The sequence below is a fragment of the Azorhizobium doebereinerae UFLA1-100 genome, assembly GCF_000473085.1.
Taxonomy (GTDB): domain Bacteria; phylum Pseudomonadota; class Alphaproteobacteria; order Rhizobiales; family Xanthobacteraceae; genus Azorhizobium; species Azorhizobium doebereinerae.
The window spans coordinates 1-17,670 of record NZ_AXBA01000029.1; the positions used below are offsets into that span (position 1 = coordinate 1).

18 protein-coding genes, 1 tRNA gene and 1 rRNA gene are annotated in these 17,670 nt (G+C 68.6%); 15 read left to right on the forward strand and 5 right to left on the reverse strand.

Annotated features, from left to right (window positions below; genetic code table 11):
• Positions 1 to 124: 124 nt before the first annotated feature.
• The 4 genes from rrf to YU1_RS0119085 all read left to right on the forward strand — a co-directional run bounded on the left by rrf (position 125) and on the right by YU1_RS0119085 (position 3,040).
• Positions 125 to 239, forward strand: a 5S ribosomal RNA gene (rrf, locus tag YU1_RS0119070).
• 458 nt (positions 240 to 697) lie between these two features.
• Positions 698 to 1,327, forward strand: a complete 630-nt coding sequence (locus tag YU1_RS0119075) for a flavin reductase family protein (protein WP_029005446.1) — start codon at positions 698 to 700, stop codon at positions 1,325 to 1,327.
• Positions 1,328 to 1,545: 218 nt separating this feature from the next.
• A complete protein-coding gene (locus tag YU1_RS0119080; protein ID WP_029005447.1) occupies positions 1,546 to 2,274 on the forward strand; it encodes an SDR family oxidoreductase in 729 nt (242 codons plus the stop codon).
• 115 nt (positions 2,275 to 2,389) lie between these two features.
• Positions 2,390 to 3,040 carry a hypothetical protein gene (locus YU1_RS0119085; RefSeq protein WP_029005448.1) on the forward strand — a complete coding sequence of 217 codons (651 nt, stop codon included), beginning with the start codon at positions 2,390 to 2,392 and terminating at the stop codon, positions 3,038 to 3,040.
• Positions 3,041 to 3,164: 124 nt separating this feature from the next.
• Here YU1_RS0119085 and YU1_RS0119090 read toward each other — a convergent pair.
• Both YU1_RS0119090 and YU1_RS0119095 read right to left on the reverse strand, forming a co-directional pair.
• Positions 3,165 to 3,254 (reverse strand) — tRNA-Ser (locus YU1_RS0119090).
• A 184-nt stretch (positions 3,255 to 3,438) separates the two neighbouring features.
• Entirely contained in the window at positions 3,439 to 3,834 is a 396-nt protein-coding gene (locus tag YU1_RS0119095) for an acyl-CoA thioesterase (RefSeq protein WP_029005449.1), read from the reverse strand.
• A gap of 295 nt (positions 3,835 to 4,129) precedes the next feature.
• Here YU1_RS0119095 and rplU point away from each other — a divergent pair, with 295 nt between their 5' ends.
• From rplU to wrbA, 5 genes are all read left to right on the forward strand, one after another.
• Positions 4,130 to 4,504: a 50S ribosomal protein L21 gene (gene rplU, locus YU1_RS0119100; protein WP_029005450.1), complete on the forward strand. Its 375-nt coding sequence runs from the start codon at positions 4,130 to 4,132 to the stop codon at positions 4,502 to 4,504.
• 18 nt (positions 4,505 to 4,522) lie between these two features.
• Entirely contained in the window at positions 4,523 to 4,795 is a 273-nt protein-coding gene (gene rpmA / locus YU1_RS0119105; RefSeq protein WP_029005451.1) for a 50S ribosomal protein L27, read from the forward strand.
• Between the two features lie 152 nt (positions 4,796 to 4,947).
• Positions 4,948 to 5,580 carry a GNAT family N-acetyltransferase gene (locus YU1_RS0119110; RefSeq protein ID WP_029005452.1) on the forward strand — a complete coding sequence of 211 codons (633 nt, stop codon included), beginning with the start codon at positions 4,948 to 4,950 and terminating at the stop codon, positions 5,578 to 5,580.
• Positions 5,581 to 5,797: 217 nt separating this feature from the next.
• Positions 5,798 to 6,304, forward strand: a complete 507-nt coding sequence (locus YU1_RS0119115; protein WP_029005453.1) for an RNA pyrophosphohydrolase — start codon at positions 5,798 to 5,800, stop codon at positions 6,302 to 6,304.
• A gap of 141 nt (positions 6,305 to 6,445) precedes the next feature.
• Positions 6,446 to 7,045 (forward strand): NAD(P)H:quinone oxidoreductase, encoded by a 600-nt coding sequence (wrbA, locus tag YU1_RS0119120; RefSeq protein ID WP_029005454.1) that lies wholly within the window; start codon positions 6,446 to 6,448, stop codon positions 7,043 to 7,045.
• 68 nt (positions 7,046 to 7,113) lie between these two features.
• Here the strand turns inward: wrbA and YU1_RS30210 are convergent, their stop codons facing one another.
• Positions 7,114 to 7,989, reverse strand: a complete 876-nt coding sequence (locus YU1_RS30210; RefSeq protein ID WP_051357030.1) for a polyphosphate kinase 2 family protein — start codon at positions 7,987 to 7,989, stop codon at positions 7,114 to 7,116.
• Between the two features lie 159 nt (positions 7,990 to 8,148).
• On the opposite strand from YU1_RS30210, the gene YU1_RS0119130 reads away from it, so the two are divergent.
• From YU1_RS0119130 to YU1_RS0119150, 5 genes are all read left to right on the forward strand, one after another.
• Positions 8,149 to 8,646 (forward strand): hypothetical protein, encoded by a 498-nt coding sequence (locus YU1_RS0119130; RefSeq protein ID WP_029005455.1) that lies wholly within the window; start codon positions 8,149 to 8,151, stop codon positions 8,644 to 8,646.
• Positions 8,647 to 8,805: 159 nt separating this feature from the next.
• Entirely contained in the window at positions 8,806 to 9,744 is a 939-nt protein-coding gene (gene ku / locus YU1_RS0119135) for a non-homologous end joining protein Ku (RefSeq protein ID WP_029005456.1), read from the forward strand.
• A gap of 3 nt (positions 9,745 to 9,747) precedes the next feature.
• Entirely contained in the window at positions 9,748 to 12,456 is a 2,709-nt protein-coding gene (gene ligD / locus YU1_RS0119140; protein WP_029005457.1) for a DNA ligase D, read from the forward strand.
• 84 nt (positions 12,457 to 12,540) lie between these two features.
• A complete protein-coding gene (locus tag YU1_RS0119145; RefSeq protein WP_029005458.1) occupies positions 12,541 to 14,898 on the forward strand; it encodes an Orn/Lys/Arg family decarboxylase in 2,358 nt (785 codons plus the stop codon).
• A gap of 28 nt (positions 14,899 to 14,926) precedes the next feature.
• Positions 14,927 to 15,478: a GNAT family N-acetyltransferase gene (locus YU1_RS0119150; protein ID WP_425339167.1), complete on the forward strand. Its 552-nt coding sequence runs from the start codon at positions 14,927 to 14,929 to the stop codon at positions 15,476 to 15,478.
• Positions 15,479 to 15,497: 19 nt separating this feature from the next.
• Here YU1_RS0119150 and ku (YU1_RS0119155) read toward each other — a convergent pair whose 3' ends face one another.
• Positions 15,498 to 16,310 carry a non-homologous end joining protein Ku gene (ku, locus tag YU1_RS0119155; RefSeq protein WP_029005460.1) on the reverse strand — a complete coding sequence of 271 codons (813 nt, stop codon included), beginning with the start codon at positions 16,308 to 16,310 and terminating at the stop codon, positions 15,498 to 15,500.
• Between the two features lie 8 nt (positions 16,311 to 16,318).
• A complete protein-coding gene (locus YU1_RS0119160; RefSeq protein ID WP_029005461.1) occupies positions 16,319 to 16,510 on the reverse strand; it encodes a DUF3008 family protein in 192 nt (63 codons plus the stop codon).
• 182 nt (positions 16,511 to 16,692) lie between these two features.
• Here YU1_RS0119160 and mbfA point away from each other — a divergent pair, with 182 nt between their 5' ends.
• Complete coding sequence (mbfA, locus tag YU1_RS0119165) at positions 16,693 to 17,670, forward strand: iron exporter MbfA (RefSeq protein ID WP_029005462.1); 978 nt, start codon at positions 16,693 to 16,695, stop codon at positions 17,668 to 17,670.

Consider the following 17,670-nt stretch of genomic DNA (forward strand, 5'->3'; position numbering starts at 1 on the left):
AGCTTACCGGTACTAATCGCTCGATTGGCTTGATCGTTCTCATCCTCTATGTCCATCCGCTCAAAACGAGCCGGATCCGGACCCATCCTAAAACCAGCTTCATCCCTATCATGTGCTTCGCCGGCCTGGTGGTCATTGCGAGGAGCCTGAACCCGATTCCATCCCGAACTCGGCCGTTAAACTCCTCTGCGCCAATGGTACTTCATCTTAAGATGCGGGAGAGTAGGTCGCTGCCAGGCCTGCAAAGCACATGATCAGGATCCGCCCAGATCACAAGACACACAAGACCCCCGGTCCGCTCAACGCGGCCGGGGGTTTTGCGTTGCCCGCCCGCCGCGCGCGGCACCGCCCCTGAGCAACGGCTCAGCAGCCGGCCAACCGGCGCCCCGCCCGCCGGGCGGGGCCGGCGGCCATCCCGGGCGCCGCCCAGGCACCACGGCCGCCAGGCGCCGATGGCCGCGCCGGGCGCCCCGCCGAGCTCGCCGCCACCGGGAGCTCGGCCTCCGTCACCAGCCCCGGCACCACCGGCAATCCTGAGCGCAAGATCAACATCTCCGCTGAGCCCGAGCCGCCCAGCCCCGCCGAGCCAAGCCCCTGACCTCCGCCAACAACTGCTGGCCTCCGACCCAGCCCTGCGCCATGGTCCCGCTTCGAGCGATTGTGACCGCCGGCAGCGGCCGGCGCGGGGAGGCGTTGAATGACCTTGGAGACGGACCGCCATTTCTACGAACCATCGAAGGGCCACGGCCTGCCGCATGATCCGCTCAATGCGATCATCGGCCCGCGGCCGATCGGCTGGGTGGCGACGCGCGGCAGCGACGGCAGCGTCAATCTGGCGCCCTACAGCTTCTTCAACGCTTTCAACTACAAGCCGCCGATCATCGGCTTCTCCAGCACCAGCGCGAAGGATTCGCTGCGCAATGCGCGTGAAACCGGCGTGTTCGTCTGGAACCTGGTCACGCGCGATCTGGCCGGCCGCATGAACGAGACCAGCGCGCCGCTGCCCTATGGCGAAGATGAGTTCACCCGCGCCGGCCTGACCAAGGCGCCCTCGCGCCTCGTCGACGTGCCCCGCGTGGCCGAGAGCCCGGTGCAGTTCGAGTGCAAGGTGGCGGATATTCACCAACTCCGCAGCGCGTCGGGCGCGCAGATCGGCGCCTGGCTGGTGCTGGGCGAGGTGGTCGGCGTCCACATTCGCCGCGACCTGCTCAAGGACGGCATCTTCGATACGTTCGGTGCCGGTGTGGTGCTGCGGGCCGGCGGCCCGACGGCCTATGCGGAGGTGACGCCGGACACCCGATTCGATCTGGAGCGGCCGCTCAGCTAGAGCAGGTTCCGTTCAGACGCCCACCGTTTGAACGGTAAGACGTCCTCGACCGACGTGCCGGGGCGGATCCATCAATCAGTCTGTCGCAACCTGACGGGATCCGGCTCCAGGCGACATAGGTGTGCGCCGCGCCCGGCCCCGTCGCTGCCGTCGCATGGCGGCCCTTCACCCGCTGGCGGGCCTTCCCCTATGCTGGCGGGCAGATCGGGGAGGACGGCGTGGGACAGACGATACTCATCACCGGCGGAAGCCGGGGCATCGGCCGGGCGACGGCGAAACTGGCGGCCGCGCGCGGCTGGTCCGTCGCGGTGAATTATGTGCGCGACGTGGCGGCGGCCGAGGCCGTCGTGGCGGACATCGCGGCGCAGGGCGTGCGCGCCCTGGCGGTCCAGGGCGATGTCGCGTGCGAGGCGGATGTCCTCCGGCTGTTCGACGCGGCGCAGACGCTGGGTCCGCTCGCCGGCGTGGTGGTGAATTCCGGCATCGTCGCGGAGGGCGCCAAGCTCGCCGACATGAGCGTGGACCGCCTGCGGCGCATGTTCGACGTCAATCTGCTGGGGGCGTTCCTCTGCGCCCGGGAGGCGGCGCGCCGGCTCACACGGGGCGGGTCCATCGTGATCGTGTCCTCGGCCGCCGCGCGGCTGGGCGGGCCGGGCGAATATGTCGACTATGCCGCCTCCAAGGGCGCTATGGACACGCTCACCATCGGCCTGTCGAAGGAGCTGGGCCCCAAGGGCATAAGGGTCAATGCCGTGCGTCCGGGGCTGATCGAGACGGAGATCCATGCGTCCGGCGGCCGTCCCGACCGCGCCCAGGCGCTCGGCGCGACCACGCCCATGGGGCGGCCCGGCACGGCGGAGGAAGTGGCGGAGGCGATCGTCTGGCTGCTGAGCGACGCCGCGTCCTATGTGACGGGCAGCCTGATGGATGTCGCCGGTGGGCGGTGAGGCCGATGCCGGTCCTGCGCCCGCCCGCCCGATGAGGCCGCGGGCGGGCCATCCCGCCGCGACCGTGGCGGAGGAGGGCAGGGCGGAGGAGAGCACCGCGGAAGAGAGCGCCGCCGTGCGCGCGGCTCTTTCCCGCCGCGTGCTCGATCCGGTGTCGCGGGCGAGCGAGATCCTGTTCGGCTTGATCATGGTGCTGACCTTCACGCTGTCGCTCTCTGCCACCGGCGCGGGGCGGGCGGATGTACGGACCGTCCTGCTCGGTCTCCTGGGCAGCAACCTGGCCTGGGCCATCATCGATGCGGTGATGTATCTGATGGGCGCCTGGGGCGAGCGCAGGCTGGCGCTGGCGACGCTGCGGGCGATCCGCGACGCCAGGAGCGCGGCCACCGGGCGCGCCATCGTCGCGACGCATCTGCCCTCGTCCGTCCTGCCCGCCCTCACCGATCGCGAGCTTGAGCGCATCCGCGTCCATCTGTGCGCTGTTCCGGCCGAGAGCCTCCAGGCGCGCTTCAGCCGGGAGGATTATCTCGCCGCCCTCGGGGTTTTCCTGCTGGTCTTCCTGTGCCTGTTCCCGGTCGCCGCGCCCTTCATCCTGCTCGGCGACGTCGCTCTGGCTGTCCGGCTGTCCAATGCCGCTGCCGTCGCCATGCTGTTTCTCGCCGGCTTCACCTTCGGCTGGCAGGTGGGGCGGCCGTGGCGCACGGGTTTCATGATGGTGGCGATCGGCGGCGCGCTGGTCGCGGTTGCCGTCGCCTTCGGCGGTTGAAGCCGCGGCCACGACCCATCGGCCGCGTGACATCGCGGCAGCCAAGCTCAAGGATGAGGTGATCGCTCCGGGCCCTGGGCGTCAGCCGACATGGCCGTCTGTAGCGTGCGGTCGCAAGGGAGGCTGGCGGAGAGGGGGAGATTCGAACTCCCGATACGGTTGCCCGTATGCCGCATTTCGAGTGCGGTGCATTCGACCACTCTGCCACCTCTCCATCAGGAAGGCACGAGACCGATAGGTCCCGCCGTGGTTGCCAGCGCTTCTAGCCGAGACCTGGGGGCGAGACAAGAGCACCCTGTGGGCAATGCAAGGTCCGGGCAATCCCGCAGGGCGGGACGGCGGGCGGGGAAAGGCGGACGGAACGGCCCGCTGCCCCGCGCCCGGCACCGGCCGGGGCATCAGCCGTCGGTGGGGACGGGGCGGGAATTGCCCTGGGCGTCGATGGCGACGAAGGTGAAGATGGCCTCCGTCACCTTGCGCGTTTCCTCGCTCTCGCGCGCCCGGCGCCAGGCTTCCACCTCGATGCGCAAGGAGGTGCGCCCGACCGAGAGCAGCTTGCCGAACAGCGTCACCTCGTCGCCCACATAGACCGGGGAGAGGAAGGTGATGGCTTCCACCGCCACGGTGGCGGCGCGGCCGCGGGCGCGGCGGGCGGCGATGTTGCCGGCCGCGAGGTCCATCTGCGACATCAGCCAGCCGCCGAAGATGTCGCCGGAGGGGTTGGTGTCGGCCGGCATGGCGATGGTCCGGATGACCGGAACCTCGTCGGGCATCTTGGCGGACGTGGGCAGCATGGGCGGTCCTTTGCGGCGCTCGCCGCTCCATTGCCGCGGGCGGCGGAACGGGCGGGGTCTTCGACTGGGGGCAGGGCGCGGGTCCGGCCTTGCGGTCGGTGGCGCGTCGATGCCAAAGGATCGGCCGCCGCGCAAGCGGGATTGCAGGAATTCCAATGTCTCGCGCATTGACATGCGGCCCCCTCGCGCGTAAAGGAACCCCTCCCATGAGAGCCTTTTGGCACTTGCGGGAATTCCCAATCGACCGAAAGAAGCCTGCCCTTCGAGGCGTGGCTGAACACGAAAGCGAGACAAGATGTTCGCGGTCATCAAAACGGGCGGCAAGCAGTATCGCGTTGCCGCCGATGATGTGATCACGGTGGAGAAGCTCGAAGCCGCGGCTGGCGAGAGCGTGACCTTCCCGGTTCTTCTGCTGACGGGCGAAGCCACCCATGTGGGCGCGCCGATCGTGGAAGGCGCTTCCGTCACCGCCGAGGTGGTGGAGCAGACCCGGGGCGAGAAGGTCATTGCCTTCAAGAAGCGCCGCCGGCAGAATTCCCGCCGTAAGCGCGGTCACCGTCAGGACCTGACGGTGGTGCGCATCACCGAGATTTCGGGGCTCAACGGCGAAGTGGCCAAGGCCGCTGTCCGCGCCCCCCGCACGGCTCCGGCCGCCGCGGCCGAAGCCTGATAGGACGGAGAACGCAAAATGGCTCATAAGAAAGCAGGCGGTTCCTCCCGCAACGGGCGCGACTCCGACGGTCGCCGCCTTGGCGTGAAGAAGTTTGGCGGCGAAGCCGTCATCTCCGGCAACATCATCGTGCGCCAGCGCGGCACGAAGTGGCATCCCGGCCTCAATGTGGGCATGGGCAAGGACCATACCTTGTTCGCCCTCGTGGAAGGCCGAGTCGAATTCCGCACCAAATCCAACGACCGAACTTACGTATCCGTGGTCCCCGCCGCCCTTCAGGCGGCTGAATAAGCGGCGAGAATCCAAGGTGATGGATCCCGCCGCGCTCGTCGAGCCGGTGGGAGCCTGACCAGGACGCCTGGGCTTCCGGAAAACCGGGGAGACGAGTGAATCGTCTCCCCGGTTTTCGTTTGTCCACCGCCCTGCCTGCCAAGGAGCCTGCCATGACCATCGTCGAACAGCCTTTGGGCGTTCAGCTCGCGGAGAGCTGTATCCCCGTCCTCGAAACCGAACGGCTCGTGCTCCGCGCGCCGCGCATCGAGGACATCCCGGCCGTGGCGGCCCTGGCCAACAACCATAAGATCGCCGAGATGACGGCGAACCTGCCCTATCCCTATCGCCTGTCCGATGCCCGCGCCTTCGTGGAGACCCTGGCCCAGACGCCGGACGCCGCCACCTTCGCCCTGTTCCTGAAAAACGAAGGCGAGCAGGCCCTTGTCGGCATGTGCGGGTTCGGCCGCCGGCCGCCCGAGCCGGTGCACGAGATCGGCTACTGGATCGGCGAGCCCTTCTGGGGCCGCGGGATCGCCACCGAGGCCATGCGCGCCGTGATCGACTACGTCTTCTCCGAGACCGACATCGATCTCCTGGCCGGCGCGGCGCGGGTGGTCAATCCCGGCTCCCGCCGGGTGCTGGAGAAGTGCGCCTTCCAATGGTCCGGCGTCGGCCTGTGCCGGGTGCGGGCGTTGTCCGCCTCGGTTCCGGTGGACCGCTTCCAGCTGGAGCGCCGCACCTGGGCCTCGCTGCGGGCCTGGGGCTCCACCGCCATGCCCATGCAGCGCGCCCGCGCCCATTGAGGGATCCGGCAGGCGGGCCGGCGGTGCCGGCCCGCGAGGGTGCCGTGACGACCTCGCTTTGTGGAAGATCGCGTCCGCTTCGTTTCATCCGCGACCTTTTGCCCGGCGGCCCCTTGCCAGGGCCGTCCGCCTGCGCTTCGGTTGCGCGATGCGCCGGAGCAGGGCCGCCGAACCGGCGGCCGCCGGTCTGGAGTGCGGCGCAGCGGGAAAGGTAGTGATGGCACGTCTCGAGGATCTTCCCTACCGCCCCTGCGTGGGGCTCGCCGTCTTTCATCGCGACGGGCGCGTCTTCCTCGGCCAGCGCCTCGGCGGAGCCGAGCATGTGGACGCCACCCATTCCTGGCAGATGCCGCAAGGAGGCATCGACCGGGGCGAGGACCCCTATGAGGCGGCGCTGCGGGAACTCTATGAGGAGACCTCCATCCGCTCCGTGGTGAAGCTGGGCGAGGTGGAGGACTGGCTGACCTACGACCTGCCCGGCCGGGTGGCGGGCGAGGCCTGGCGCGGCAGATATCGCGGACAGACGCAGAAATGGTTCGCTTTGCGCTTCACCGGCGAGGAGGGCGAGATCGAGATCCTGCGCCCCGGCGGCGGCGCCCATAAGGCCGAGTTCAGCGCCTGGCGCTGGGACCATCTGGAGCGGGCCGTTGACCTGGTGATCCCGTTCAAGCGGCGGGTCTACGAGCGGGTGGCCCGGGAATTCCGCCGCTTCGCCCGAGACTGAGGCGGCAGGAAGCGGGTGATCGTTCGAATTTGTTGAACGTCGAGTGCAACATTATTCGACTATTTCCCGTCATCTTCCCATGCGAAGGTCCGGCCACGTTTCAGGCGGCGCGGTCGCGCGCCCCATGTCCGGGAGGCCGCAATGGCTAAGGTTCTGGTTCTGTATTATTCGTCCTACGGCCACATCGAGACGATGGCGAACGCCGTCGCCGAAGGTGCGCGCAGCACCGGCGCCACGGTGGATGTGAAGCGCGTGCCCGAGACCGCTCCGGAAGAGATCGCCAAGGCGGCCCATTTCAAGCTCGACCAGGCGGCCCCCGTCGCCGCCGTGGCGGACCTTGAGCATTATGACGCCATCATCGTCGGCGCCCCCACCCGTTTCGGCCGCATGCCCTCGCAGCTTGCCGCCTTCCTCGACCAGGCCGGCGGCCTGTGGGCGCGCGGCGCGCTGAACGGCAAGGTGGGCGCGGCCTTCACCTCCACCGCCACCCAGCACGGCGGCCAGGAAGTGACGCTGTTCTCCATCATCACCAACCTGCTGCACTTCGGCCTGACCATCGTCGGCCTGCCCTACAGCCACCAGGGTCAGATGACGCTGTCGGAGATCGTCGGCGGCTCGCCTTATGGCGCCACCACCATCGCCGGCGGCGACGGCTCCCGCCAGCCGAGCGCCATCGAGCTGGAAGGTGCCCGCCACCAGGGCGGGCTGGTCGCCAAGACCGCGGCCAAGCTGTTCGGCTGATCGCACCCGCTGCAACGAGAGGGCCGGCCCGGCATCCGCGGGGCCGGCCCTTTTCGTGTGCGGCGGGGTCAGCCGCTGTTCTTGGCCTTGTCCTTCAGTTCGCCGTTCTGCTTCGCCTTCTCCACCTCGGCCTCGTAGAGCTTGCGGATCTCGGCGATGTCCACGTCCGCGGCGGGCGGCTTCAGGGCCATGTCCTCCATCGTGTTGGCGATGATCTGCGAGATGGCGAGATCGCGGAACCACTTGTGGTTGGACGGGATGACGTACCAGGGCGCGTGGGTGGTGGAGCAATTGACGATCATGTCGTCATAGGCCGCCATGTAGTCGTCCCAGCGGGCGCGCTCGGTATAGTCGGCGGCGCTGATCTTCCAGTGCCGTTCGGGATCGTTCAGCCGGTCGCCGAAGCGCCTCAGCTGCTCCTCCTTGGAGATGTAGAGAAAGAACTTCAGGATCGTCGTTCCGGCCAGCCGCAGGCCGCGCTCGAAATCATTGATGACGTCATAGCGCGCCCGCCACACCTCCTCGTCCACCAGCTTATGGACGCGGCCGACGAGCACGTCCTCGTAATGCGAGCGGTTGAACACCGCGACGCTGCCGAGCGCCGGCGTGTGGGGATGCACCCGCCACAGGAAATCGTGCGCCTTTTCCGCCGCCGAGGGCTCCTTGAACGAGGCCACGTGGCACCCCTGCGGGCCGATGCCCTTCAGCACGTGCCAGCACACGCCGTCCTTGCCCGCCGCGTCGATGCCCTGGAGCACGATCAGCAACGCGTGCCGCCGCTCGGCATAGAGCTTTTCCTGGAGATCGCCCATGCGCTTGAGCTGGGCGTCGATCTCAGGCTGGGCGTCCGCCCGGCCGGAATAGGAATTGTGCATGGCCGGATCGCGCGCGGCGAGCTTGAACGGCGTGCTGGGGAGGGCGATCAGTGACGTGCGGTAATCCATGCCCTATCCTGCACATTCCGCAGGCGAATTTCGAGTGCCTCCCCGAAAGCGGCGCGAAAGCCGTCCCGGCGCGCGCCACGGGATACCGGAGAACAGCCTCGTGCAAGCTTGGCCCACCACGGTCCGGTCCGGTGGTGGGGATCACCGGAGCTGGCTCCTATGACCAGTATTTCATCGACGCAGAGTTCTGCGAGTACGAGTCTTTCCACCATTTCAAGCAGCGCTTCCAAGCTCGCGAAGCTTCAGGCCGACCTTGAGAAGGCCCAGCAGGCCCTTGAGACGGCCCAGAAGGAAAGCGACCAGGAAGCGATCACCACGCAGCAGCAGCTCATCGAGAAGCTGACGCAGCAGATCCAGCAGTTGCAGCAACAGCAGCAGGCCCAGCAGAGCCAGGGCACGCAGGCGACGTCCGCGTCCTCCAGCACGGACTCCACCTCGTCCACTTCGGCGACCTCCAGCACCGCGTCGTCGTCCAGCAGCACCAAGAGCGATGGGACCAATCCCTACAAGCCCGTGGTGAAGCTCGACCTCGCCGGCATCGCGGAAGCGGTGAAGGCGGCGCAGGAGAAGAAGGACGCCGAAGCCAAGGACGCCGCCGACGCGGCGGCGGAAGACGACAGCACCGCTTCGCTCGAAGAGACCGCCCTGACGGTCTGAGCGTAAAGGCTTCGTCTCTGGTGCCTGCCCGCACATGAGCCTCAGAGCGACCCGCGCCTCGCGGCCATTCCCCAGGCCGTACCCACAGCATGGTGGCCGCGAGGAACGGTGTGACCTGCTCGCGCGTTGATCCCCGGCCGAATTGCCGGGAGGATCCGCTTGGCTCCGCGCGCGCTCTGGAAGGGATTTCTCAAGGTGGCTGAGCTGTCCTGCGCGGTCGGCCTGTATGCCGCCGTGTCGAGGGCGGAGCGCATCTCATTCCACATGGTGGACCGGGCGAGCGGCCAGAGGGTCGCGCGCCAGTTCGTGGACGAGGAGACCGGCGCGGAAGTGCCGCGCGAAGACCAGGTGAAGGGCTACGAGACCGGGGCCGGCGACTATGTGGTGCTGGAGCCGGACGAGATCGCGGCGGTGGTTCCCGACAGCACCAAGACCCTGCCGGTGGAAGCCTTCCTCGCCTGCGACGATATCGACCCGCTCTATTTCGACATGCCCTATTATCTGGCGCCCGCCGACCGCGCGGCGGGCAAGGCGTTCGCGCTGATCCGCGAGGTGATGGCGGCGCGCAAGGTGGCGGCGCTGGCGCGCACCGTGCTGTTCCGCCGCGTGCGCACGGTGCTGATCCGGCCCCAGGGCGCTGGCTTCATCGCCACGACGCTGCATTATGACTATGAGGTGCGCTCCGCCGACGCCGCATTCGAGGATCTGCCGGAGATCAAGGTTCAGGGCGAAATGCTGGAACTGGCCGAGCACATCATCAAGACCAAGAGCGGGTCGTTCGACCCGGCGGCGTTCGACGACCGCTACGAGGCCGCGCTCGCCGAGTTGGTGAAGGCGAAGCTGGAGGGCCGCAAGGTGCGCGCGCCCAAGCCCGCCGCCACGGGCAAGGTGGTGGACCTCATGGACGCCCTGCGCCGCAGCGCCGGCCGGGACGCGCCGGCCAGCGGCGGCACCAAGCGCGCGACGAAGCGCGCGAGCGCCACCAAGACGGCCGCCAAGACCGCCACCAAATCCGCTTCCAAGGCCAAGTCCAAGGCCAAGACCACCTCCAAGCCGGCCGCGAAAGCCGCCGCGCCCGCACGGCGCAAGGCGGGCTGAGCCATGGCGCTCGACACCTATCGCGCCAAGCGCGACTTCTCCCGCACCCAGGAGCCCTCCGGCGCGGCGGACGTGGCCTCCGCCGGCCTCTATGTGATCCAGAAGCACAACGCCACGCGCCTGCATTACGACTTCCGGCTGGAGCTGGACGGCGTGCTGCTGAGCTGGGCGGTGACGCGCGGCCCCAGCCTCGTGCCGGCGGAGAAGCGCCTCGCCGTCCATGTGGAGGACCATCCCGTCGCCTATGGCGATTTCGAGGGCACCATCCCGCAGGGCGAATATGGCGGCGGCACCGTCATCCTGTGGGACCGGGGCACGTGGACGCCCCTCGGCGATCCGCACGCGGGCCTCGCCAAAGGCCATCTGGAGTTCGAGCTGCACGGCGAGAAGCTCACCGGCCGCTGGCATCTCGTCCGGCTGCCCGCCCGCCCGCGGGAGAAGCGCGACAACTGGCTGCTGATCAAGGGCGAGGACGCCGCCGCGCGCACCGAGGCCGACCCCGACATCCTGGAGGCCGAGCCCAATTCGGTGAAGACCGGGCGCTCCATCGCGGAGGTGGCGGGGGAAGCTCCGGGCTGGTCCTTCAGGACCGGGTCCATCCCCAAGGGCAAGGGCGCGGCCGAGAGCAAAGCCGAGAGCAAAGCCAAGGACAAAGCCAAGGGCAATGCCAAGAAGGGCACCGGCAAGAGCAAGGCGAAGGCCGCGGCCAAGGCGGACAGCGTGACCGGCACGGCGGACGCCTTGCCCGACCGGCCGGACCCGTCCGCCGTCGCGGGCGCGGTCGAGGCGGCGCTGCCCCGCTTCGTGCCGCCGGCGCTGGCCAGACTGGTGGCGAAGCCCCCGGTGGGGCGCAGATGGCTGCACGAGATCAAGTTCGACGGCTATCGCCTGCAGGCGCGCATCTCCGGCGGCAAGCTCAGGCTGCTCACCCGCAGCGGGCTCGACTGGACGGAGCGCTTCGGCCCCAAGGTGGCGCAGGCGCTGCTCGCTTTGCCGCTCAGGACCGCGCTGATCGACGGCGAACTGGTGGTGGAGGGCGGCAGCGGCGCCTCGGATTTCTCCGCCTTGCAGGCGGACCTCAGCGAAGGCCGCAGCGACCGCTTCATCTTCTACGCCTTCGACCTGCTGTATCTCGACGGCATCGACCTCACCGGCGCGCGGCTCTGCGACCGCAAGGCGGCGCTCCAGCGCCTGCTGGCGGGGGCCGACCCGCTGCTGCGCTTCAGCGGCGATTTCGGCGACGACGGCGCGCTGATCCTGCGCCATGCCTGCCGCCTCAGCCTGGAGGGCATCGTCTCCAAGCTGGCGGACGCGCCCTATCGCTCCGGCCGCACCGGCGACTGGGTGAAGAGCAAGTGCGCGGAGCGGCAGGAATTTGTCATCTGCGGCTATGTCCCGTCCTCCACCGGAGCGAAGGCCATCGGCTCGCTGGTGCTGGGCTATGGCGAGGGCGGCAAGCTGAAGCATGCGGGGCGCGTGGGCACGGGCTTTTCCGCCGCCGTGGCCCATGACCTCTACGCCCGCCTGGAGCCGCTGCGGGTGAGGGCGAGCCCGCTTTCCGAACGCCTGTCCGCCGAGGCGGCGCGCGACGTGCGCTTCGTGCGCCCGGAACTGGTGGCCGAGGTGGAATTCCGCGCCTGGACGGCGGACCGGCACGTGCGGCACGCTGCCTTCCGCGGGCTGCGGGAGGACAAGACCGCAGCGGAAGTGTGCCGCGAGACGCCGGAGGCCGCCATGCCGGGTGCCAGGGTCAAGGTGGAGACGAACGGGGCGGGCAAGACGGACGCGGGGAAGACGGGGGCAGGCAAACCCAAGGCGGCGCCGGCGCCGAAATCGCGGGTGACGTTGACCCATCCCGACCGGCTCTACTGGCCGGACGCCGGCGTCACCAAGGCCGGGCTGGCGGACTATTACGCCGAGGTGTGGCGCTGGATGGGGCCGCACGTGACCGGGCGCCCGCTGGCGCTGGTGCGCTGCCCGGAGGGCACGGCGGGGGCCTGCTTCTTCCAGAAGCACGTATGGCGCGGCGCCAGCAAGGCGATCCGCCTGGCGCGCGATCCGCTGGACGAAAGCGGGCAGGACCTTGTGGCCATCGACGATCTGGACGGCCTGACCGGCCTCGTGCAGGCGGGCGTGCTGGAGGTGCATCCCTGGGGCGCGACGCTCGCCGATCTGGAGCATCCGGACCAGATGATCTTCGACCTCGACCCGGGCGAGGGCGTTGCCTGGCCGGCCATCGCGGCGGCGGCCCGGGAGGTGCGGGCGCGCCTCGCGCAAGCGGGCCTGGAGAGCTTCGTGAAGACCTCCGGCGGCAAGGGGCTGCACGTGGTCGCCCCGCTCGTGCCCAAGGCCGGCTGGGACGCGGTGAAGGGCTTCGCCAAGGACCTGGCGGTCGCCATGGCCAAGGACAGGCCGGAGGCCTATGTGGCGGTGGTCACCAAGGCCAAGCGGCGGGGCCGGATCCTCATCGACTATCTGCGCAACGGGCGCGGGGCGACGGCGGTGGCGCCCTATTCGACGCGGGCGCGGGCGGGCGCGCCGGTGGCCATGCCGGTGGCCTGGGATGAGGTCGAGGACGTCGGTCCGGCGCGCTTCACCGTGGACACCGCCCCCGCGCGCCTCCTGAACCTGCCGCGCGACCCGTGGGCGGATTTCCGCGCCGCCGCTTCCGCGTTGCCCGGGGCGAAGGGCAAGCGGCCGCGGCGAAGCTAGCGGCCGGCGTCAACCGGGCGTCATACAACTGTAGCAAAGATCCGCCGCGCGGCCTTTCCTCCTGCCAAGCTCAGCCGGGGTTCCATGGATTATTTCAGGCGGTTCAAGTTCCTGTTCTCCACGCCGGCGTTCGATGGCGACGACCTGGAAGGCATCCGGTTCAACGAGATCGTCGACGAGATCGAGCGCTCCGGCTTCGAGGTGGTGAAGGCGCGCAAGGTCGAGGATGCGGAGATCGCGGTGCAGACCGACGCCGCCATCGGCTGCATGCTGGTGGACTGGGGCAAGAAGGGCCTGGAGGGCAAGACCGCCTCGCTGATCAACCTCATGCGAAAGCGCGGGCTGGATTTTCCCATCATCCTCCTGATCCGCCGCCGGCGGTTTGAGGAACTGCCCGTCGAGGTGCTGGACTTCATCGACGGCTACGTCTTCCTCGCCGAGGAGACGCCCTCCTTCATCGCCAAGAACATGATCAGCCGCCTCAAGCAGTATGCCGAGACGCTGAAGACGCCGTTCTTCGGCGCGCTGGTGGACTATGCGGAGGAGGGCAACCAGCTTTGGACCTGCCCCGGCCATAACGGCGGCGTGTTCTACTCCCGCAGTCCCATCGGCCAGGTGTTCATGGATCACCTGGGCGAAGCGGTGTTCCGCGACGACCTGGACAATTCCGTGCTCGATCTCGGCGACCTCTTGACCCACGAGGGCCCGGCCCTCCAGGCGCAGAAGGAGGCGGCGCAGATCTTCGGGGCGGAGAAGACCTATTTCGTGCTCAACGGCACCTCCACCTCCAACAAGGTGGCGCTCGCGGCGCTGGTCACCGAGGGCGACCTGGTGCTGTTCGACCGCAACAACCACAAGGCCGCCCACCACGGCGCGCTGATGATCTCCGGCGGCATCCCGGTTTATATCCCCACCGCCCGCAACGCCTACGGGCTGATCGGTCCGATGCGCTGGGAGGAACTGGACGAAGAGGTGCTGCGCGCGCGCATCCGCGAGCACCCCCTGGTCAAGGACCCGGAGGCATGGCGCCGGCCGCGGCCGTTCCGCGTGGCGGTGGTGGAGCAGTGCACTTATGACGGCACCATCCACAATGCGCAGATGATCATCGAGCGTATCGGCCATCTGTGCGACTACATCCTGTTCGACGAGGCCTGGGCCGGCTTCATGAAGTTCCACCCGCTCTATGCGGGGCGCTTCGCCATGGGACTGAAGGACCTCGGCCCAGAGGCGCCGGGCATCATCGCCACCCAGTCCACCCACAAGCAGCTGGCGAGCTTCTCGCAGGCCTCGCAGATCCACATGAAGGACCGCCACATCCGCGGCCAGAAGCGCCGGGTGGAGCATCGCCGCTTCAACGAGAGCTTCATGCAGCATGCCTCCACCTCGCCCTTCTACCCGCTGTTCGCCTCGCTCGACGTCGGCGCGCAGATGATGAAGGGCCGGCAGGGCGAGGTGCTGTGGGACGATACGATCCGGCTCGGCATCGAGCTGCGCAAGAAGATCCGCGCCGTGCGCCGCGAGTTCGAGGAGAAGGAGAGCCGCCCCGAGCGGCGCTGGTTCTTCGAGCCGTTCGTGCCGGACCGGGTGCGCATCCGCGACGTGCTGAAGGAGGACGGCAGCCACGACGTGCCGTGGGAGGCCATCGGCACCGACCAGTTGGCATCCGACCCCGCCTACTGGCAACTGGCGCCGGATGCGGGCTGGCACGGCTTCTCCGGCATGGCGCCGGGTTTCGCCATGACCGACCCGAACAAGCTGACCCTGCTCACACCCGGCTTCGACCGCGCCACCGGCGCCTATGCGGAGCATGGCATTCCCGCGCCCGTGGTGGCGCAGTATCTGCGCGAGAACCGCATCGTCGCGGAGAAGAACGACCTCAACTCGCTGCTCTTCCTGCTGACGCCGGGCGTGGAGGCCAGCAAGGCCGGCACCCTCATCAGCGGCCTCGTGGCCTTCAAGAAGCTGCATGACGAGAATGCGCTGCTGGAGGAGGCGATCCCGGAATTCTATCGCCGCCGCGCGGCGCGCTATGCGGGCGTGCGGCTGCGCGATTTGTGCGCGGAAATGCACGGCTTCTTCCGCGCGGCCAACGTCAGCGCGCTCCAGGTGCTCCAGTTCGCCGCCGCGCACCTGCCGGACCTCGCGCTCACCCCGCAGGAGGCGGCCCGCCGGCTGGTGCGCAACGATGTGGACTACCTGCCGATCGGTGATCTCGCCGGGCGGATCGCCACCACGCCGTTCGTGGTCTATCCGCCGGGTATCGCCACCATCGTGCCCGGCGAGCGCCTCACCGAGCGCGCCCAGCCGATGATCGACTACCTGAAGATGTTCGAGACCTGCTTCAACACCTTCCCGGGCTTCGACGTGGAAATTCAGGGCGTATATCGTGAGGTGGATTCGTCGGGCCAGATCCGGCTTTACACCTACGTGGTCGCCGAATAGGCGCGCCCGCGCAGCACCAGGGATGAGGATGGACGAGATTCCGGTGGTGATCCGGCCCACGCGCGATGCCGACGTGGATGCGATGCTGGCGATCTATCGCCGCCATATCCGGCGGGGGGTCGAGGAGGGGGTGGAGGATACCGACACGCCGCAGCCCGACGACCTGCGGGACCGGCGCAAGAACTTCCGCAACCGCCGCTTCCCCCATCTGGCCGCGACGCTGGACGGGGTGGTGGTGGGCTATGCCTATGTGGTGCTGTTCCGCAAGCGCCCCGCCTACCGCTACACGGTCAAGCATTCCATCTACATCCACCACGACTACGTGGGCCGCCGCATCGGCGGGTTGTTGATGCAGGGGCTGATCGACGCCTGCGCGGCGGCCGGCTTCCGCCAGATGATCGGCTATATCGACGCCGACAATGCCGCCTCCCTGGCGCTGCACGAGAAGTTCGGCTTCGTCCGCGTCGGCCATCTGCCGGCGGTCGCCTACCGTTATGGCAAATGGTCGGACAGCGTCATGGTGCAGCGGTCCCTGGGCCCCGGCGCCACCACGCCGCCACCGCCGGTGGTGGTGCGCTGAGATTCCGCGCGCCGGGGGCTCAGCGCTTCCGGCCGCCGGCCTTCTCGGCGGCGAGGCTGCGCTTCAGCGCATCCATGATGTCCACCACGTTGCTCGCCGCCTTGGGCGGCGGGGCGGCCTTCTTCGGGCGCTTGCGGCCCTTCTGCTTGGCGGCGATCAGGTCGAGCAGGCCGGCCTGCACCGGATCGGCGACCATGTCCGCCGACCAGGGCTTGGTGCGGGCGGCGATGAGGCCGGAGAGCATCTTTCTCAGGCCGGCGTCCTCGCTGTCCTTCTTCTCCACTTCAGGCGTGCCGAACACGCTTTCCGAAGTGCGGACCTCGTCGCCATAGCGCAGGGTCCACAGCATCATGCCCTTGGGCTGGGGTACCAGCATCACCGCGCGCTCGCGCCGGTAGAGCACGAGGCGCGAGATGCCGACCGTGGCGGTCCGTGCCATGGCGGCGCGGATCACCTCGAAGGCTTCCTCGCCCACTTTGTCGTCGGGCATGAGAAAGTGCGGCTGGTCGTACCAGATCCACGCGATGTCCCGCGCCGGCACGAAGGTCTCGATGTCGATGGTGCGGGTGCTCTCCAGCGCCACCGCCTCCAGTTCCCCATCCTCGAAGGTCACGTGGCTGCCCTCGGCCTGCTCGTAGCCGAGCACGAGATCGTCCTCGTCCACCGGGTCGCCGTCCGGGTCCACGTAGCGCGACCGCACGCGGTGCCCGGTGGCGGCGTTGAGGGTGTGGAAGCGCACCTTCTCCGCCCCGCTCACCGCCGGCTGCATGGCAACGGGGCAGGTGACCAGGGAGAGCTTGAGATAGCCCTTCCAGAAGGCGCGCGGGGCCATGACGCCGCTCAGGCGGACGTGTCAGCGTGGCCGGGCTTGCCCTTCTGCGGCGTCGCGGCCATGTCGTGTAATTCCTTTTCGTCCATGGATCTGTACATGGATTTTGAGGCGCCTTTCAGGTCCTTGACCTTGCGCTCGCCGCGCTTGGCCGAAAGGGCGGCACCGGCCGCCATCTGCTGGGCCTTGGATTTCGCCGGCATGGTGGCTTCCTCTCGCTGGGTCCCCTGCGGCCACAACGCCCGACCGGGGCGGAAGTTCAACCGGCCGGCGGCTTTGGCGCTAGCCCGGACATTCCGCCGCGCGACGGGCCGCGACAGGGGCATTGTCGCACGCCGGCCGGAGTGCTAATCAGTTTATAACTATTCCAAACAAGGCGTATCCCATGCTTCCCGGTTTTGCCGCGCGGCGGCAATTCTCCGACCTGTCCGAACAGGAAGTCCTCGCGCTCGCCATTTCCTCGGAAGAGGACGACGGCCGCATCTATGCCGATTATGCCGAGATGGTGCGGGCGGAATTCCCCGGCACCGCCCGGGTGTTCGAGGGCATGTCCGCGGAGGAGAACGGCCACCGCCGCCACCTCATCGCCGAGCATGAGCGGCGGTTCGGCAACCATATCCCGCTGATCCGGCGCGAGTACATCTCCGGCTTCTATGCCCGCCGCCCGGCGTGGCTGGTGAAGAATCTCGGCATCGCGCGCATCCGCGCCGAGATCGCCAAGATGGAGGAGGACAGCGCCAATTTCTATCTGGAGGCGGCCAAGCGCTCCAGCGATCCGGGCACGCGCAAGCTGCTCGGCGACCTTGCCGAGCAGGAGCGGCGGCACGAGGAGATCGCCGAGGAGCTGGAAGTCGCCAACCTGCCCCCCGACGTGAAGGCGGAGGAGGAGGGCAAGGCGCACCGGCAGTTCGTGCTCACCTGGGTGCAGCCTGGGCTCGCCGGGCTGATGGACGGCTCGGTCTCGACGCTGGCCCCCATCTTCGCCACCGCCTTCGCCACGCAAGATTCCTACACCACGCTGCTGGTGGGCCTCGCGGCGGCGGTGGGCGCGGGCATCTCCATGGGCTTCACCGAGGCAGCGCACGACGACGGCGTCATCTCGGGGCGCGGCTCCCCGCTGAAGCGCGGCCTCGCCTCGGGCGTGATGACGGCGGTGGGCGGCCTCGGCCATGCCCTGCCCTATCTCATCCCCGAATTCTGGACCGCGACGGTGCTGGCCGGCATCGTGGTGTTCGTGGAATTGTGGGCCATCGCCTGGATCCAGAACCGCTACATGGAGACGCCCTTCTTCCGGGCGGTGATCCAGGTGGTGCTGGGCGGCGCGCTGGTGCTGGCGGCGGGCATCCTGATCGGCGGCAGTTAG

Excerpts from the sequence above, each read along its gene's own strand:
- YU1_RS0119160 (WP_029005461.1), bottom strand. The coding sequence starts at position 16,510 with ATGCCGGCGAAATCCAAGGCCCAGCAGATGGCGGCCGGTGCCGCCCTT.
- YU1_RS0119095 (WP_029005449.1), bottom strand. The coding sequence starts at position 3,834 with ATGCTGCCCACGTCCGCCAAGATGCCCGACGAGGTTCCGGTCATCCGG.
- YU1_RS0119075 (WP_029005446.1), top strand. The coding sequence starts at position 698 with ATGACCTTGGAGACGGACCGCCATTTCTACGAACCATCGAAGGGCCAC.
- YU1_RS30210 (WP_051357030.1), bottom strand. The coding sequence starts at position 7,989 with ATGGATTACCGCACGTCACTGATCGCCCTCCCCAGCACGCCGTTCAAG.
- mbfA (WP_029005462.1), top strand. The coding sequence starts at position 16,693 with ATGCTTCCCGGTTTTGCCGCGCGGCGGCAATTCTCCGACCTGTCCGAA.
- ligD (WP_029005457.1), top strand. The coding sequence starts at position 9,748 with ATGGCGCTCGACACCTATCGCGCCAAGCGCGACTTCTCCCGCACCCAG.
- rpmA (WP_029005451.1), top strand. The coding sequence starts at position 4,523 with ATGGCTCATAAGAAAGCAGGCGGTTCCTCCCGCAACGGGCGCGACTCC.
- YU1_RS0119130 (WP_029005455.1), top strand. The coding sequence starts at position 8,149 with ATGACCAGTATTTCATCGACGCAGAGTTCTGCGAGTACGAGTCTTTCC.
- ku (WP_029005460.1), bottom strand. The coding sequence starts at position 16,310 with ATGGCCCCGCGCGCCTTCTGGAAGGGCTATCTCAAGCTCTCCCTGGTC.
- YU1_RS0119115 (WP_029005453.1), top strand. The coding sequence starts at position 5,798 with ATGGCACGTCTCGAGGATCTTCCCTACCGCCCCTGCGTGGGGCTCGCC.
- rplU (WP_029005450.1), top strand. The coding sequence starts at position 4,130 with ATGTTCGCGGTCATCAAAACGGGCGGCAAGCAGTATCGCGTTGCCGCC.
- YU1_RS0119110 (WP_029005452.1), top strand. The coding sequence starts at position 4,948 with ATGACCATCGTCGAACAGCCTTTGGGCGTTCAGCTCGCGGAGAGCTGT.
- YU1_RS0119145 (WP_029005458.1), top strand. The coding sequence starts at position 12,541 with ATGGATTATTTCAGGCGGTTCAAGTTCCTGTTCTCCACGCCGGCGTTC.
- wrbA (WP_029005454.1), top strand. The coding sequence starts at position 6,446 with ATGGCTAAGGTTCTGGTTCTGTATTATTCGTCCTACGGCCACATCGAG.
- YU1_RS0119150 (WP_425339167.1), top strand. The coding sequence starts at position 14,927 with ATGGACGAGATTCCGGTGGTGATCCGGCCCACGCGCGATGCCGACGTG.